At 70.4% G+C, this 15,999-nt stretch carries 13 protein-coding genes and 1 pseudogene; 3 read left to right on the forward strand and 11 right to left on the reverse strand.

Features of this window, described 5'->3' with window-relative positions; genetic code table 11:
• Positions 1 to 16 precede the first annotated feature (16 nt).
• The 6 genes and pseudogenes from FK219_RS06610 to FK219_RS06630 form a co-directional block, all read right to left on the reverse strand.
• Positions 17 to 1,207 carry a substrate-binding domain-containing protein gene (locus FK219_RS06610; protein ID WP_152583409.1) on the reverse strand — a complete coding sequence of 397 codons (1,191 nt, stop codon included), beginning with the start codon at positions 1,205 to 1,207 and terminating at the stop codon, positions 17 to 19.
• Between the two features lie 154 nt (positions 1,208 to 1,361).
• Positions 1,362 to 2,687 carry a M50 family metallopeptidase gene (locus FK219_RS06615; protein ID WP_328821627.1) on the reverse strand — a complete coding sequence of 442 codons (1,326 nt, stop codon included), beginning with the start codon at positions 2,685 to 2,687 and terminating at the stop codon, positions 1,362 to 1,364.
• Between the two features lie 25 nt (positions 2,688 to 2,712).
• Positions 2,713 to 3,792: a 1-deoxy-D-xylulose-5-phosphate reductoisomerase gene (gene dxr, locus FK219_RS06620; protein WP_152583410.1), complete on the reverse strand. Its 1,080-nt coding sequence runs from the start codon at positions 3,790 to 3,792 to the stop codon at positions 2,713 to 2,715.
• Positions 3,793 to 3,823: 31 nt separating this feature from the next.
• Positions 3,824 to 3,994 (reverse strand): annotated as a pseudogene (locus FK219_RS13665) (FKBP-type peptidyl-prolyl cis-trans isomerase); the annotation flags it as partial.
• Between the two features lie 63 nt (positions 3,995 to 4,057).
• Positions 4,058 to 4,792, reverse strand: coding sequence for an FKBP-type peptidyl-prolyl cis-trans isomerase (locus FK219_RS13670; RefSeq protein WP_328821628.1), 735 nt, complete (start codon positions 4,790 to 4,792; stop codon positions 4,058 to 4,060).
• Positions 4,793 to 4,854: 62 nt separating this feature from the next.
• Complete coding sequence (locus tag FK219_RS06630) at positions 4,855 to 5,358, reverse strand: OsmC family protein (RefSeq protein WP_152583411.1); 504 nt, start codon at positions 5,356 to 5,358, stop codon at positions 4,855 to 4,857.
• A 49-nt stretch (positions 5,359 to 5,407) separates the two neighbouring features.
• Between FK219_RS06630 and gabT the strand changes: the two genes are divergently transcribed.
• Together gabT and FK219_RS06640 are read left to right on the forward strand one after the other, a co-directional pair.
• Positions 5,408 to 6,787 (forward strand): 4-aminobutyrate--2-oxoglutarate transaminase, encoded by a 1,380-nt coding sequence (gene gabT, locus FK219_RS06635; protein ID WP_152583412.1) that lies wholly within the window; start codon positions 5,408 to 5,410, stop codon positions 6,785 to 6,787.
• A 22-nt stretch (positions 6,788 to 6,809) separates the two neighbouring features.
• Positions 6,810 to 7,781, forward strand: coding sequence for an asparaginase (locus FK219_RS06640; RefSeq protein ID WP_152583413.1), 972 nt, complete (start codon positions 6,810 to 6,812; stop codon positions 7,779 to 7,781).
• Positions 7,782 to 7,795: 14 nt separating this feature from the next.
• Here FK219_RS06640 and FK219_RS06645 read toward each other — a convergent pair whose 3' ends face one another.
• From FK219_RS06645 to FK219_RS06660, 4 genes are read right to left on the reverse strand one after another with little or no spacing between them, the layout of a single operon-like run.
• Positions 7,796 to 8,551, reverse strand: a complete 756-nt coding sequence (locus FK219_RS06645; protein WP_152583489.1) for an ABC transporter permease — start codon at positions 8,549 to 8,551, stop codon at positions 7,796 to 7,798.
• A gap of 38 nt (positions 8,552 to 8,589) precedes the next feature.
• Positions 8,590 to 9,501 (reverse strand): ABC transporter permease, encoded by a 912-nt coding sequence (locus FK219_RS06650; protein ID WP_152583414.1) that lies wholly within the window; start codon positions 9,499 to 9,501, stop codon positions 8,590 to 8,592.
• A gap of 3 nt (positions 9,502 to 9,504) precedes the next feature.
• The gene (locus FK219_RS06655; RefSeq protein ID WP_152583415.1) at positions 9,505 to 10,725 is read right to left on the reverse strand and encodes an ABC transporter ATP-binding protein; all 1,221 of its coding nucleotides are present in this window, start codon (positions 10,723 to 10,725) and stop codon (positions 9,505 to 9,507) included.
• A 41-nt stretch (positions 10,726 to 10,766) separates the two neighbouring features.
• On the reverse strand, positions 10,767 to 11,975 hold the full coding sequence (locus FK219_RS06660; RefSeq protein WP_152583416.1) for an ABC transporter substrate-binding protein: 1,209 nt from the start codon (positions 11,973 to 11,975) through the stop codon (positions 10,767 to 10,769).
• A gap of 265 nt (positions 11,976 to 12,240) precedes the next feature.
• On the opposite strand from FK219_RS06660, the gene ald reads away from it, so the two are divergent.
• Positions 12,241 to 13,356: an alanine dehydrogenase gene (gene ald, locus FK219_RS06665; RefSeq protein ID WP_152583417.1), complete on the forward strand. Its 1,116-nt coding sequence runs from the start codon at positions 12,241 to 12,243 to the stop codon at positions 13,354 to 13,356.
• Here the strand turns inward: ald and FK219_RS06670 are convergent.
• Positions 13,353 to 15,992 (reverse strand): FtsK/SpoIIIE domain-containing protein, encoded by a 2,640-nt coding sequence (locus tag FK219_RS06670; RefSeq protein WP_152583418.1) that lies wholly within the window; start codon positions 15,990 to 15,992, stop codon positions 13,353 to 13,355. The genes ald and FK219_RS06670 overlap by 4 nt on opposite strands.
• Positions 15,993 to 15,999: the final 7 nt, after the last annotated feature.

Below are 15,999 nucleotides of genomic sequence, written 5' to 3' on the forward strand. Positions count from 1 at the left end.
GCCGTGAGCCGGGCGACTAGCCGACGACCGGCGGGGCGACCGTGTCGGCCTCGATGATCTCGATGAGCTCGGGCACCCACGTGCCGTCCTGCTCGACCAGGCGCGCCTGGAACATCGGCTGCAGCACGGCGTGGTCCTCGGCGCGGATCGTCGTCGTGCCCTTGGGCCCCTCGAAGGTCCAGCCCTCGAGCGCCGCGATCATGCCGTCGACGTCGTCGCCGCCCTCGCGGATGGCCTGCACGACCATCTGCGCGGCGACGAAGCCGTCGGGCGAGAACAGGTCGGGCGTCGCGCCCGCGGCGTCGAGACGCTCGATCATGGCCGCTTCGACCTCGGTGCCTGCGGCGCCGCCGAAGTAGTGGTTGAGGAAGCTGATCTGGTCGCTCGCCTCGGCGTAGGCACCGTAGGTGGCGACGTCACCGAGACCCGTGACGACGGGGATCGCGTCGAACACGCCCTGCTGGTCGAGCGCCTGCCACATGGCCGCGCTCGTCGCACCGGCCCATGCCACGAAGACGAGGTCGGCGTCGGCGGAGAGGATCTGCTGGGCGAAGGGCGTGAACTCGGTCGCATCCTCGGGGACGAGGATCCCCTCGACCTCCGCGCCCGCTCCGCCGAGGACGGCGTCGACGCCGGCGAGATTGCCCTGACCGAAGGCTGTGTCCTGCGCGAACACGACGACCTTCTGGCCGGCCGGGTCGCCGATGAACGTTCCCGCCGTGGCGACGTCCTGGTAGGTCTGTCGGCCCGAGCGGAAGGTGTAGTCGTTGATGCCCGTGACGGCGTCGGCCGCCGAGGGGCCCGCGATGTAGAGGATCTGGTTCTGCTCGGCCTGCTCGGCGAGGGAGAGCGCGATGCCCGAGGAGACCGTACCGGCCACGATCTGAACGCCCTGACCGATGACGTCGCGAGCGAGGTTGACGGCGGTGTCGGTGTCACCGGCGTCGTCGTAGACCGTGACGTCGATCTCACGGCCGTCGACCGCTCCCGTGCCGTCGGTCGCGTAGTCGAGACCGGCGTCGAATCCGGCGAGGTAGGCCTCGCCATAGGCGGCGAGCGGGCCCGTCTCGGAGGTGATGACCGCGACGGGGACGGCGGGCTGCGCCTCGCCGTCGGTGCCGGGATCGCTCGCCGTGGGCGCACAGCCCGCGAGCGTGAGGCCGGCGATCGCGAGGACCGCCGGGACGAAGAACTTCTGGGTGCGCATGTGCGTGCCTTTCCTGCTGCCGTAGAAGGATGTGGGGCTGTGACCTGACAGGTGGTTCAGGTTTCAGGAAACGTACCGTGCGCGCCGCGACGATGTCAACACGACACGGCCGAAGGCAGAGCTCACCGACGAGCGAGCAGCGCGCGGCGGTGCCCTAGAACAGGCTGATCGGCTTGACGATGTCGGCGTAGATCAGGAGCGCGCTCATGACGCCGAGCACGACGACCACGGCGAGCGTGATCGGCACGAGCTTGGCCGTGTCGACCGGCCCGGGGTCGGGCTTGCCGAAGAGCGCCCACAAGCGCCGGCGCGCACCCTCGAACAGTGCCCCCGCGATGTGTCCGCCGTCGAGCGGCAGGAGCGGGATGAGGTTGAAGACGAAGAGGGCGACGTTGAGCGAGGCGAGGAGACCCGTGAGCGCGGAGATGCGCTCGACAACGGGTAGCGTGTCGATGCTCGCGATCTCGCCCGCGATGCGGCCGACACCCACGACGCTGATCGGGCCGTTGGGGTCGCGCTCCCCCGGGCCGAACGCCGCCTCGGCGACGTCGATCATGCGCTGCGGGAGCGTGAGGATGATCTCGCCGACCCGCACGATGTTGTCGCCCACCGCGGGGAGGACCTCGCTCGCGGGCTGCTGCGCGGTCTCCAAGGCTGCGCCGATGCCGATGAACCCGACCTGCTGCGTGAGCAGCTCGCCGTCCGGCCCCTCGACGAGCTGGCCGCGATCGTCGATCACGTAGCGCTCCGTCAGTAGCGGCGTGAGCGTGGTCGACACGGTCGAGCCGCCGCGGTCGAGGGTGAAGGCGAGGGGCTCACCGGCCGCGTCGCGCACCGTCGTGAGCACGGCATCCCAGTCATCGATGGGGGCGCCGTCGATCGCGACGATGCGATCCCCCGGCAGCAGCCCCGCCTCCGCGCCCGGGGCGAGCGGGTCGCCCGGGGCGCACTCCTGACGCTCGCTCGTCGCCGGTAGCACGCACTCGTTGACGCTGCCGATCGTCGTCGAGGGCTGCGCGATGCCGAAGCCCATGAGCACGACCGCGTACAGCACGATCGCGATGACGAGGTTCATGAGCGGGCCGCCGAGCATGATGATGATGCGCTTCCACACCGCCAGCCGGTAGAACGTGCGGTGCTCCTCCCCCTCGACGATCGTGTCGGCGGAGGCCGAGCGGGCGTCCTGCACGAGGGTCTGGAAGAAGCCCGTGGTCGCATAGCGCTCCGCCGAGCCCGCGGCGGGCGGATACATGCCCGCCATCGAGATGTAGCCGCCGAGCGGGATCCACTTGAACCCGTACTCCGTGCCGCCGCGCCGCCACGAGACGATCGTGCGCCCGAAGCCGACCATGAACTGACCCACGCGCACGCCGAAGATCTTCGCCGGCACGAAGTGCCCGAGCTCGTGCAGCGCGATCGACACCACGAGGCCCACGACGACGACGAGGATGCCGACGATGTACAGCAGCACGGTCTCCACGAGCGGTAACTCTAGTGCCGCACGCTCAGCGTGAGCCGATGAGCGCGTCGGCCTCGGCGCGCGCCCAGAGCTCGGCCCCGAGAACGCCCTCGAGGGTCATCTCGTGCGGCTCGTGGCGGTCGACGACCGCCCGCACGGTGTCGAGAATTTCGAGGTAGCCCAGCGCCCCGTCGTGGAAGGCGTGCACGGCCTGCTCGTTGGCCGCATTGAACACCGCCGGGAAGGTCGCCCCCGCCGTACCGACCTGCTTGGCGAGCGCGACGGCCGGGAAGGCCGCCTCATCGAGCGGCTCGAACGTCCACGTGCTCGCCGTGCTCCAGTCGAGCGGCGCACCGACGCCGGCGACGCGGTGCGGCCAGTCGAGGCCCAGGGAGATCGGCAGGCGCATGTCGGGCGGCGAGCACTGCGCGATCGTCGAGCCGTCGACGAACTCGACCATCGAGTGCACGATCGACTGCGGGTGCACGGTGACGTCGATGCGCTCGTAGGGCACGTCGAAGAGCAGGTGCGCCTCGATCACCTCGAGTCCCTTGTTGACGAGCGTGGCCGAGTTGGTCGTGATGACCCGACCCATGTCCCACGTCGGGTGCGCGAGCGCCTGCGCGGGCGTGACATCGGCGAGCTCGGCCCGCGAGCGACCCCGGAACGGCCCGCCGCTCGCCGTGAGCACAAGCCGGCGCACCTCGTGGTGCTCGCCCGCGAGCAGCGCCTGCGCGATCGCGGAGTGCTCGCTGTCGACGGGAACAATCTGGCCCGGCGCCGCGATATCGGTCACGAGGCTGCCTCCGACGATGAGGCTCTCCTTGTTGGCGAGGGCCAGGATGCGCCCCGCGCGCAGCGCCGCGAGCGTCGGCGCGAGACCGACCGACCCGGTGATGCCGTTGAGCACGACATCGCAGGCGACATCTCGCACGAGCTCGGCCGCGGCCTCGGCGCCGAGGGCGACGTGCTGCACGGAGTGGGCTCGCGCCTGCTGCTCCACGAGCTCGCGGTTGCGGCCGGCCGCGAGCCCGACGACGCGGAAGCGCTCGGGGTTCGCGGCGATGACCTCGAGGGCCTGCACCCCGATGGACCCCGTGGAGCCGAGGACAATGATGTCGCGCATGCGCCCTATCCTGCCCGAGAGCCGCGTGCGCTCAGCGCGTGCCGAGGATGTCGACGACGAAGACGATCGTGTCCTCCGCGCCGATCGAACCGTCGGGCGTGCCGCCCTGCGGGCCGTAGCCGAGCTCGGGCGGGATGATCGCGATGACCTGCGAGCCGACGGTCTGGCCGACGAGCGCATCGCGGAAGCCCTGGATGACACCGTCGGTCGGGAAGGTCGCGGGGGCGCCGCGCTGCCAGCTGGAGTCGAAGACCTCGCCCGTGTTCTAGGTGATGCCCGTGTAGTGCACGGTGACCTCGGCACCCTCCTCGACGACGGGGCCGTCGCCCTCGATGAGCACGGCGAGGCCGAACTCGGCGGGCGGCGCCTCGTCGGGGATGACGATCGTGGGCGCGCCGTCCTCGGCGAGCGTGACCTCGGGGAAGCCCTCGGGCGCCTCGCCCGCCGCGCCCTCCGCGCGGTCGAGGGGCGCGTCGAGAATCTCGACGACGTCGATCACGAAGACGAGGGACTCGGTGCCCGCGAGCTGCAGCTCGGGGATGCCCGCCTCGCCGAAGCCCTCGGCGGGCGGGATGACGCCGGCGATGCGATCGCCGGGGGCGGCGCACTCGAGCAGGAGGGAGAAGCCGACGAGCTGCTCGCTCGCCGTGTCGATCGGGAAGGCCTCGGCGTTCTCGCCCGTGAAGCCCGTCGACGCGAGCTCGTCACCCGTCTCGCCGTTGAAGACGGTGTACTCGATGAGCACGGTGTCGCCGTTCTCGGCGCGATCGCCCTCGCCCTCGGTCAGCAGTGAGCGCTGCGTCGAGTCGGCCTCGAGCGGCGCCTCGAAGCTGATCTCGGGCGCCGAGCCTGCGGCACCGTCGACCGCGACGGCCTGCGAGGCGTCACCCGGCTCGACGCAGCCCTCGGGCGCGGCGTCGGTCGAACCATCGCCGGGGGTACAGGCGGCGAGGGAGACGAGAAGGCCCGCGGTCAGCAGGGCGAAGGGAGTACGGCGCACAAGAAAGCTCCGATTGCGGTCGGGGACAGGGACGGGACGGGCACGAAGTCTCCATCCTGCCACTACAGTCTTGGCGCCTCCTGCGCACCGGCGATGAGCGTGACCGGCTCGTGCGCCACGGGGAAGCTCACCGAGTTGGCGATGAAGCACAGCTCGCTCGCCCGCTCGTGCAGATGCGCGGCCCGGCGCGCATCCTCATCGCTGTGATGGGCGGCGAGCGTCACGCGCGGCCGCAGCGTGGCCTCGATGAGCCGACCGCCCTCGCCCTGCTGCTTGAGGGTGCCGCTCGCCTCGTCGCGGTAGTCGACGACGACGAGGCCGTTGCTCGCGGCGACGTGCAGGTAGCTCAGCAGGTGGCACTGGCTGAGCGCAGCGACGACGAGCTCTTCGGGGTTCCAGCGCTCGGCGTCACCGCGGAAGGTGCGATCGCTCGACCCCTCGATCTCGTGGGACTTGCCCGCGGCGACGATGCGGTGGTCGCGACCGTAGGAACGGTACGTGGCCGTGCCCTCGCCTCGATTGCCGGTCCACTGGATGCTCACCGCATAGCCGTGCTCAGTGCTCATGTCGTGCCCTCTCAAGCCGATCAGTGTCGCGGAGTACACTCATCCCACCATGACAGACACCCTCTCCGCCTCCTCCGCGAGCCTCGCGCCGGGCTCGGACACGGCACCGGGCTCCGAGATTGCACAGGAGCGCCGCGTCGTCACCGAGATCCCCGGCCCGCGCTCGCGCGAGCTGCACGAGCGCCGACTGGCCGTCGTCTCCGCCGGCGTCGGCACGACGCTGCCCGTCTACATCGACCGGGCGCACGGCGCCATCGCCGTCGATGTCGATGGCAACCACTTCATCGACCTGGGCGGCGGCATCGGCGTCACGACGGTCGGCCACACTGACGACTCCGTCGTCGAGGCGGTGCGGGAGCAGGTCGGCCGCCTCACGCACACGCTCTTCACCGTGACGCCCTACGAGCCCTACGTTCGCGTCGCCGAGCTGCTCGTGCAGCACTCCCCCGGCGACCACGCGAAGAAGGTCGTGCTCGTCAACTCGGGCGCCGAGGCGCTCGAGAACGCCGTCAAGATCGCGCGCAAGCACACCGGCCGCAACGGCGTCGCCGTGCTCGACCACGGCTACCACGGGCGCACCAACCTCACGATGGCGATGAACTTCAAGGCCGCGCCCTTCAACACGGGATTCGGGCCCTTCGCGGGCGACGTGCACCACGCCCCGAGCTCCTACCCGTACCTCGACAAGCTCTCGGGCGCCGAGGCCGCGAAGCGCACGATCGGCTACCTCGAGAAGCGCGTCGGCGCCACCGACCTCGCGTGCCTCGTCGTCGAGCCCATCCAGGGCGAGGGCGGTTTCATGGTGCCCGCCGAGGGATACCTGCCCGCTCTCGTCGAGTGGTGCCGCGCGAACGGCATCGTGTTCGTCGCGGACGAGGTGCAGTGCGGCGTCGCCCGCACGGGCGCGTTCTACGCGAGCGAGCACTTCGGCATCGTGCCCGACCTCATCACGACCGCGAAGGGCATCGCGGGCGGCATGCCACTCGCGGGTGTCGTCGGGCGCGCCGAGATCATGGACTCGGCCCACGCGGGCGGGCTCGGCGGCACGTTCGGCGGCAACCCCGTCGCGTGCGCGGCGGCCGTCGCGGTGCTCGAGCAGATCGTCAGCCGCGACCTGCTCGCCGAAGCACGCCGCATCGAGGGTGTGCTCAAGCCCGCCCTGCTCGAGCTGCAGAAACAGCATCCCGTCATCGGCGATGTGCGCGGCATGGGCGCGATGCTCGCGATCGAGTTCACCGACCCCGAGACGGGCGAGCCGGATGCGGCCACCGTCGCGCGCGTCGCCGCGGCCGCCGCCGAGCAGGGTGTGCTCGCCCTCACGGCGGGCACGTACGGCAACGTGATCCGCTTCCTGCCCAGCCTCGTCATCAGCGACGCGCTGCTGATCGACGCCGTCGGCGTGCTCGACGCCGCGCTCTCGGCCTCCTGACCGACCAGTCGACTCGACCCGCATGCCAGCACGTCCGCTCGACCTCGACGGTTGTGGGGAGCTGGCGCGGCTGGAGCGCTCCGGCCTCGTCGAGTCGCGCCATCTCGGCGCGGCCGCCGTCGTCGACGCCTCCGGGCGCGTGCTGCGTGCCGTCGGCGACGTGGGCGCGACCGTCTACCCGCGCTCGACGCTCAAGCCGCTGCAGGCGATCGCGATGCTCGAGGCGGGAGCGCGGTTCACCGACGAGCAGCTCGTGCTCGCGAGTGCGAGCCACTGCGGGTCGCCCGCGCACCTCGCCGTCGTGGAGGGCATGCTCTCCGAGGACGGCCGATCGCCCGACGACCTGCAGTGCCCGGTCGACCCGCCGCTCGGCTCCCGCGAGCGCGCGGAGAGACGCGCGGCGGGGCTGCCCGCCACCCGCGTCACGATGAACTGCTCCGGCAAGCACGCCGGCTTCCTGCGCGCGAGCGACGCGCTCGGGGCGGATGCCCGGCAGTACCTGCACGTCGAGCACCCCGTGCAACGGCGCGTGGTCGAGACGATCGCGCAGTGGACGGGTGAGGCCGTGCACCACACGGCCGTCGACGGCTGCGGCGCTCCCCTGCACGCGACCTCCCTCGCGGCTCTCGCCCGCGGCATCGCCCGCGTCGCGGCGGAAGAGTCGGCGCACGCCGCCGCGCTCACGACCGCCGTGCGGGCGCAGCCCTGGGCCATCGACGGTGTCGGGCGTGCGAACACCGTCGTCATCGAGCGTCTGGGCCTGCTCGCGAAGATCGGTGCTGAGGGGCTCGTCGTGCTCGCGACCCCCGAGGGGGTCGCCGTCGCCGTCAAGGTGCTCGACGGCGGCATGCGCGCGACGACGCCCGTGGCGCTCGCGCTCCTCGTGGCCGAGGGTGCGGTTGACGCCGATGCGGCCGCGGAGGTCGTCGCGTCGCTCGCGCAGCCCGTGCTGGGCGGCGGCGAGGTGGTCGGCGGCCTCGTCGTGAGCGTCTAGCGCCCTCGGCTGACCTACGTCGTCGCGGCGAGCTTGCGCCGACGCGCTGCGGCGCTCAGCTGCGCGATGAGCACGAGCGCAATCGCGAGGAAGAACACACCGGAGGCGATGACGTTGGCCTCCGGTGGGATGCCGCGCGCCGCCGCCGTGTACACGAAGCTCGGGAAGGTCACTTCGGCCCCGCGGTTGAAGTTTGTGATGATGAAGTCGTCGAAGCTCAGCGCGAAGGACAGCAGGGCGGCCGCGACGATGCCCGGCAGCAGCATCGGGAACGTGATGCGCCAGAACACCTGCCGGGGGTTGCCGTACAGGTCGCGCCCCGCCTCCTCGAGCGCGGGGTCGATGCTCGCGACTCGCGCCCGCACGGTGACGACGACGAAGCTCAGGCAGAACAGGGTGTGGGCGATGATGATCGTGCCGAGCCCCTTGGGCACACCGACCTGCAGAAACTGTGCCGCAAGGCCCGCACCGAGCACGACCTCAGGGGTGGTCATCGGCAGGAAGATCAGGAGCGTCGTCGTGTTGCGGAATCGGAAGCGGTACCGCACGAGCGCGATCGCGATCATCGTGCCGAGGGTCGTTGCGAGCACGGTCGCGACCACGCCGATGAGGATGCTGTTGCCGAAGGCCTGGCACACGGTCTGCGCGTCGCAGACGTTCAGCCAGTTGTCGAAGGTGAAGCCGCGCCACAGGATGTTCGTGCGGCGCGCGTCGTTGAACGAGAAGACGATCGTGTAGACGATGGGGATGAGCAGGAAGACGAAGGCCATGCTCGCGTAGACCCAGATGGCCCACTTGCCGAAGCCCCTCACAGCAGCTCCTCCGTTCCCGAGCGCCTGACGTAGAGACTCACGAGGATGAGGATCGCCGCCATGAGCACGAGCGAGAGCGCGGCGGCGGCGGGGAAGTTCTGCAGCACGAGGAAGTTCGTCTCGATGACGTTGCCGATCATGGTCGTGTCGGTCGAGCCGAGGAACTCGCGGGACGCATTGATGTAGTCGCCCGCGGCGGGGATGAACGTCAGGAGAGTGCCCGACATGACGCCCGCCGCCGAGAGGGGGAGGGTCACGGTGCGGAAGGTCACCGCGGGGCTGCCGTAGAGATCGTTGCCTGCCTCGAGCAAGCGCAGGTCGAGGCTCGCGAGCGTCGCGTAGATCGGCAGGGTCATGAACGGCACGAAGTTGTAGGTGAGGCCGAAGATCACCGAGAACGCCGTGCCGGTGATCGCCTGCCCCGGCGGCAGGATCGCGAGGGCACCGAGCACACCCGCGATGGGGCCTTCATCGGAGAAGATCTGCTTCCACGCGAGCGTGCGCAGCAGAAAGGAGATGAAGAACGGCGCGATGACGAGCACGAGGGCGAGGCCCTGCAGCAGCGGGTAGGGGCGCAGGGTGATGCCGATGAAGTACCCGAGCGGAAACCCGATGAGCAGCGCGAAGAGCGTCGCGAGCGCCGCAAAGCCGGCCGACCGCAGCGACTGCTCGCCGTAGGTCTCGAGCACGATGACGTAGTTCTCCCAGCGGAACGCGTTCACGAAGCTGCCGAACCGCACGGGGTCGGGCTCCTGGAAGCTCGTGATCACGAGGGAGATGAGGGGCGTGACGAAGAACAGGATCAGGTAGAGGATGCCCGGCAGAAGCAGGAACAGCGCGATGGGGCTGCGCCGTTTCGCCGCGGGCTCGGCCGCGCTCGTTTGAGCGGAGAAGGCGGTGAAGGCCACGGCTCAGTCCGCCCCGAGCTCTGCCTCGAGCTTCTCGCGCGACTGGGTGGCGATCATCGACGTGTCGGTGTCGTCCTGGAAGCGCGAGCCGGCTGCCGTGTAGGACTCGTCCGCGAGCCCGAAGGTGTGGCCGACGTCCCAGCTGAGCCAGACCTCATCGCCGTCGTGGTGCATCGCGGTGATGCTCGTGTTCTGGGAGAACACGGTCACGACCCCGTGCGTGGGCAGCGTGACCTCGTACTGCGTGCTCACGCCGCTGAAGGAGACATCTGTCACGCGACCGGGCCCGACGACGTTGCGATCGCTGGACTGCTTCGGAGCGCTGTCGTACAGGGTGACCTTCTCCGGGCGCACACCCACCGTGACGCGCCCGCGGTGCCGCTGCGCTCGATCGGAGCGCACGTCGATCGTCGTGCCGGAGACGTCGACGGAGATCGAGGAGGAGCCGCTCGACGTCACCTCACCGGTGAACAGGTTGGACTGCCCGAGGAAGGTGGCGACGAAGGCCGTGTGCGGAAGCTCGTAGAGCTCCTGCGGATTGCCCATCTGCTCGATGCGGCCCTTGTTCATGACCGCGACCGTGTCGGCCATCGTCATGGCCTCCTCCTGATCGTGCGTCACGTGCAGGAAGGTGAGACCGACCTCGCTCTGGATGTCCTTGAGCTCGATCTGCATCTGACGGCGCAGCTTGAGGTCGAGCGCACCCAGGGGCTCGTCGAGCAGGAGGAGCGCCGGGCGGTTCACGACGGCGCGCGCGAGAGCCACGCGCTGCTGCTGGCCACCCGAGAGCTGCGCCGGCTTGCGGTTCGCGACGTGATCGAGTTCCACGAGCTGGAGAGCCTCGTGCGCGAGCGGATCGGCATTCTTGATACCGCGGCGCTTGAGACCGAACGCGACGTTCTCGATGATCGTCATGTGCGGAAAGAGCGCGTAGCTCTGGAACACCGTGTTGACGGGCCGCTGGTAGGCCCGAGTGCTCGTCACATCCCGACCGCCGATGAGGATGCGGCCGGTCGTTGGTTCCTCTAGCCCGGCGATGAGCCGCAGGGTGGTCGTCTTGCCGCACCCGGACGGGCCGAGAAGGGCGAAGAACGATCCGGCAGGGATCGTCAGATCGAGTTCCTCGATGGCAGTGAACCCGGGGAATCGCTTGCTGATGCCGACCAGCTCGAGGTCGGCACCAGCCTCAGCGAATCCACCCTGCGGAACCTCGTTGTTCGTCACGTCGGTGGTGCTCCTTGGGGAATGTTTCGCGGTGGTGGTCGTCAGGCGCCGAGCAGGATCGCCTGGAAGGCCGCCTGGTACTCGTTCTCCTCCTGGGCCGACAGGCCGCGGAAGATCTTGGTCTGCGCGAGGGTCGCCTCATCCGGGAAGATGAGCGGGTCGTTGGCGAGGTCGGCGTCGATGTCGAACATCGCCTCGCGAGCTCCCACGACGGGGGTGATGTAGTTCACCCACGCGGCGACCTCCGCGGCCACCTCCGGCTGGTAGTAGTAGTTCATGAGCGTCTCGGCATTGGTCTTGCGCGGCGAGCCGATCGGGATGAGGAAGTTGTCGCTCCACAGCGTCGCGCCTCCCTCGGGCAGCACGAACTTCCACTTCTCGTAGCCGGCCTCGAAGTTGAGGACCGTGATGTCGCCGGACCAGCAGATCGCCGCGAGCGTGTCCTCGTTCACGAGGTCCTCCGTGTAGGCGTTGCCGCGCACGTTGCGGATCTGGCCGGACTCGACCTGCTCGCGGAAGACGTCGAGGGCGGCGTTGAACTCGTCGGCCGTGAAGTCGCCGGAGATGTCGACGCCGTTCTCGAGCATGATCACGCCGATCGTGTCGCGCATCTCGGAGAGCACGCCCACGCGACCCGCGAGATCGGGGCGCCAGAGGTCGCTCACCGCGCCGACGGGGTCCGTCTGCTCGGTGTTGTAGGCGATGCCGGCGAAGCCCGACTGCCACGGGAGCGAGTGCTCGCGGCCCGGGTCGAATGCGGGGTTCTGCAGGCTGGGAGCGAGGTTGCTGGCGTTGGAGATGTTGTCCTTGTTGAGAGGCTGGGTGTAGCCGAGCTGGATCCAGCGGCTCACCATCCAGTCGGTGAGGCAGACCGTGTCGGCGCCGATGTCCTGGCCGAGCGCGAGCTGATCGCGCACCGTGGCGAAGTAGGAGTTGTTGTCGTCCACCGTGACGAGGTAGTTGACGTCGATGCCCGTCTGCTCCTGGAACGCGAGGAGCGTCGGGTAGTTGCCGTCGTCATCCTCGTCGATGTAGAAGGGCCAGTTCGCCCAGTTGAGCGTTTTGTCGTCCGCGGACGTGTCCTCAGCGGGGGTGAGCTCCCCGCCCGCATCGGTCGAGCAGGCGGCCAGAGCGACAGCGGTGGCACCGGCACCCGCACCGGCGAGCATCGCGCGGCGGCTGACCTGGGCGCGCTTGGCCTGCTGGATGAGGGTGCGGATCATCGGGTCTTCGGGAAGCGGACGGTTCATGGCTCTGCTCCTTGCATTCGCGATCAGGTACGTCGGTGTCCTTGCATGCTGTGACAGGTCGATACTGACATATGGACCGCGCTCGCTGCACTACTTGACGCGGGATTCATCCATCCTGAAACACGATTGTCACGAAATCAGCACATATCGGCAAAGATGTGTGCGGAATCCATCGTCCAGGGCCGCTACAGTGGTGCCGCAGCGCAGCGTGGCGTCGGGATGCCCCCACGCGATGCGCCCACCGACACCGTCGCGAGGAGAACTGATGAGAATCGCCGTTCCGGCCGAGGTCAAGAACAACGAGTACCGCGTGGCCATCACTCCCGCAGGAGTGCACGATCTCGTCTCGCACGGGCACGAGGTGCTCGTGGAGGCCGGCGCGGGCCTGGGTTCGCGCATCACGGACGAGGCCTACGTCGAGCAGGGCGCCCGCATCGTGCCCGATGCGGAGGCCGCCTGGGGTGAGGCAGAGCTGCTGCTCAAGGTCAAGGAACCCGTCGCGGCCGAGTACCCGCACTTCCGCGACGGCCTCGTGCTGTTCACCTACCTGCATCTCGCCGCGGAGGAGGCACTCACTCGGGCCCTGCTGGAGGCCCGTGTCACGGGCATCGCGTACGAGACCGTGCAGCTGCCCTCGCGCGGCCTCCCCCTGCTCGCGCCCATGAGCGAGGTCGCCGGTCGCCTCGCGCCGATCGTCGGCGCGAACGCCATGCTGCGCCCCTACGGCGGCCCCGGCCTCCTCGTCCCCGGCGTACCCGGCACCGACCCGGCGAACATCGTCGTCCTCGGCGGCGGTGTCGCCGGCACGAACGCCGTGGCCATGGCCGTCGGACTCGGCGCCGAGGTGACCGTGCTGGACACGAACCTGCAGCGCCTGCGCGAGCTCGACGCCCTGTACGCCGGCCGCATTCGGACGATCGTGTCCAACGGCTACGAGATCGAGCGGGCCGCCGTCGAGGCCGACATGCTCATCGGCTCGGTGCTCATCCCGGGAGCACGCGCGCCCAAGCTCGTGAGCAACGACCTGGTCTCCCGCATGAAGCCCGGCAGCGTGCTCGTCGACATCGCCGTCGATCAGGGCGGCTGCTTCGAGGACTCCCGACCGACGACCCACGCCGATCCCACGTTCACCGTTCACGAGAGCACGTTCTACTGCGTCGCCAACATGCCGGGCGCTGTCGCGGCGACCTCGACCTACGCGCTGACCAACGCGACGATGCCGTACGTGCGCGCGATCGCCAACCACGGCTGGCGGGACGCCCTGCGCGCCGACGGAGCCCTCGCCCTCGGGCTCAACACGCAGGCCGGCCTCGTGACCAATCAGGCGATCGGCGCGGCGCACGGCCTCGAGTCGGTGGAGCTCTCGGCGGCACTCGCCTAGAGCTCGGGCCCGCCCTCCGCTTCATCGGCGAGCTCGTGCCACCGCGCGCGGACGATCGGTGCTTCCGGCTGCAGGAGCCACACCTCTCCCCCGTGCGCGTGCAGCGAGGGGGGACGCTCCCGCAGACCGATGAGGGATCTCAGTTCTGAGGGTCCGACCTCGGCGAGGATGATGTCGCACGTGCGTCGCAACTCCTGCAGAGCGCTCCACCGGGTCGTCCAGCCCTCGACATCGTCGAGGATGACACGCGGCTCGAGACTCACGGCACTGCCCAGCGATGCAGCCTCCTCGGCCGACTGGAGCACGAGGGCGGGGTGTGCGCGGCCGAGTCGCTCGCCGACCCAGCGCGGTCGCCGAGCGATGACGACGCACGGTCGCGGACCGAGGGCGGTGACGTCGGGAACGGGTGGAGGCTGCGGCGCGGGCAGCGGTGGCGCCGTCATGATCTGCACCTCCGCACCACGCCAGCGGGCGCGGCCGGGAGGCGCGCGACGTTCCGGGACCGGAGAGACCCTGGAGGGCGAGCTGCTGGTCGCCGTGCCGAGCTCGAGGGTGCTCGGGAAGCGCCCGGCGGTGAGACCCTGCTGCTGCGCACTCGAGGCGAGTGAGGCGACGACCGCTCCCCCGCGCCGCCGCAGCGCACTCGCAACGTCATCCCACAGTCTCAGCAGTTCGGCGCGCTCATCGCCGCAGCGTCGCAGCACCTCGTCGAGGTCGTCGGCGAGGAGGAGCGTGCGGTCAGGAGTTCGGTCGCGGAGCGCGAGGAGCGTCGCCTCGGCGTCCACCCAGTCGACTGACAGTGTCTCGAGGGCGCTGCCGCTCTCGTGGGCGGCATGCGCGATCGCGGCGAGGGCGCCCGTGCGCCCGCTGCCGGGGGCCCCGACGATGGCGAGCGCACCGTCGCGCTCGGGCAGCCAGACGGCGCGGGTGCGCCGCAGCCGCTCTGGCTGATCCGCGACCCCGAACGCCCACCCCGTCTTGGCCACGTCGTCGACACTCTCGCGGGTGACGTCGCGCGGCGTCACGACGGTCGGCAGGGGCGGCTGCCAGAGTCGCGCAGCGTCGGGAGAGTCGCGCCACCGCTCGCGCACCGCCTCGACATCCTCGGGCGCGATGAGTGCGGACTGCAGCTCGCGCGTGCCCTCGGCATCGGTGACGAGTGCACGGCCGGGCGGCAGAGCGCGAAGTCGGTGGGCGAGCCCGGCCCCGAGCATCCCGGCATCGGCGTTGTCGGCGATACGGAAGGAGACGCGGATGGCGCAGTTCGCCGCGATCGCGTCGCGCACCGCGCTGCCGGGGTGCTGCGTGCACAGCACGAGGTGGATGCCGAGCGATCGGCCGCGTGCCGACAGGTCGATGATCGTGGCGTGCAGCTCGGGGAGGGCCGCGAGCAGTGCCGCGTACTCATCGATGATGATCACGAGCCGACCGAGCGATGCTCCGGGGTCGCGGATGTCGCGTGCGCCACGATCGCGCAGCCACCGCTCGCGGCGCTGGATCTCGGCGCGCAGCGAGGTGATCGCCCGCACCGCGGTCGACTCATCGAGGTCGGTGATCACGTCGAGCGCGTGCGGGAGTTCGGCGAGGTCAGGGAAGCTCGCCCCGCCCTTGAAATCGACGAAGAGCAGGGAGAGCTCGGCGGGCGACGCCCGGTGGGCCCAGCCCAGCACGAGGGTGCGCAAGAACTCGCTCTTGCCGCTGCCGGTCGTGCCCCCGATGAGGATGTGGGGCCCCTGCCCGATCGGATCGATCACGCTCTGACCCGCCTCGGAGCATCCGATCGGGATGCCCGACGACGACTCTCCTGCGGGCTCGAGGCTCGACCACGGCACGTGATCGGGCAGGCGCGCCGACTGCGCCTCGATCGCTCGGCGGCGGCGCTCGCGCTCGGGCGCGCTCCAGAATTCGGGTCGAGCCGGGATGGGAGCCTGCCCCGCGATGCGCACCGTCATGGTGCTCGCCGTGTGCACCTCGAGCTCGACGTCGGGCCGGAGCGCGCGAGCAGCCGCATCGCCCCCGGCATCGGCCGGATGGTCGTCGCGCACGTCGAGCACCGTGACGCCGGGCTCGAGTCGCAAGCGAGCGGCCATGGCGCGCGCGGCCGGCCCGCCGCCGCGGACGGCAATGGCGCCACGAGGCACGAGCACCGGCAGGGCGGGGTGCCAGCTCGCTCGCGCGAGGAGCGCCTCGCGCTGCCGTGCGTGCGCGCCCGATCGCGACCCTCCGACGTGCACGAGCCCGCCCTCGGGAGCCCGGTCGCTCGGCGCGCGCGCGACCCCGACGCGCACGCTCCCGCTCTCGAGCGGCGCGGCCTCGGTCGGCCGAGCGGGAGCCAGGGCATCCCGCTGAGCACGCTCTGCCCGGTGAGCCTCCTCGACGAGCCGGGTGTACGCGCCGCACTCCTCCTCGAACCGCACCGCGCCCTCCCGTGCGCGCCGCCGTGCCGTGCGCCGGCCGTCGAGCATGCTCGCGACGGCGATGACGGGGCTCAGAGCCGCGAAGACCAGGACGTAGGGCGAGCCCGTGATGGCGCCGATGAGGACCGCGCCTGCCAGTGGCGCGAGCACGGCGAGCAGCGGGAACGGCGGACCCTCCTGCGGGGACGGCTCGGTGGGAGGGGGCGGGAGGCGGCTCACGCGTCGA

The organism is Microcella pacifica (genome assembly GCF_009371975.2).
GTDB lineage: Bacteria > Actinomycetota > Actinomycetes > Actinomycetales > Microbacteriaceae > Microcella > Microcella pacifica.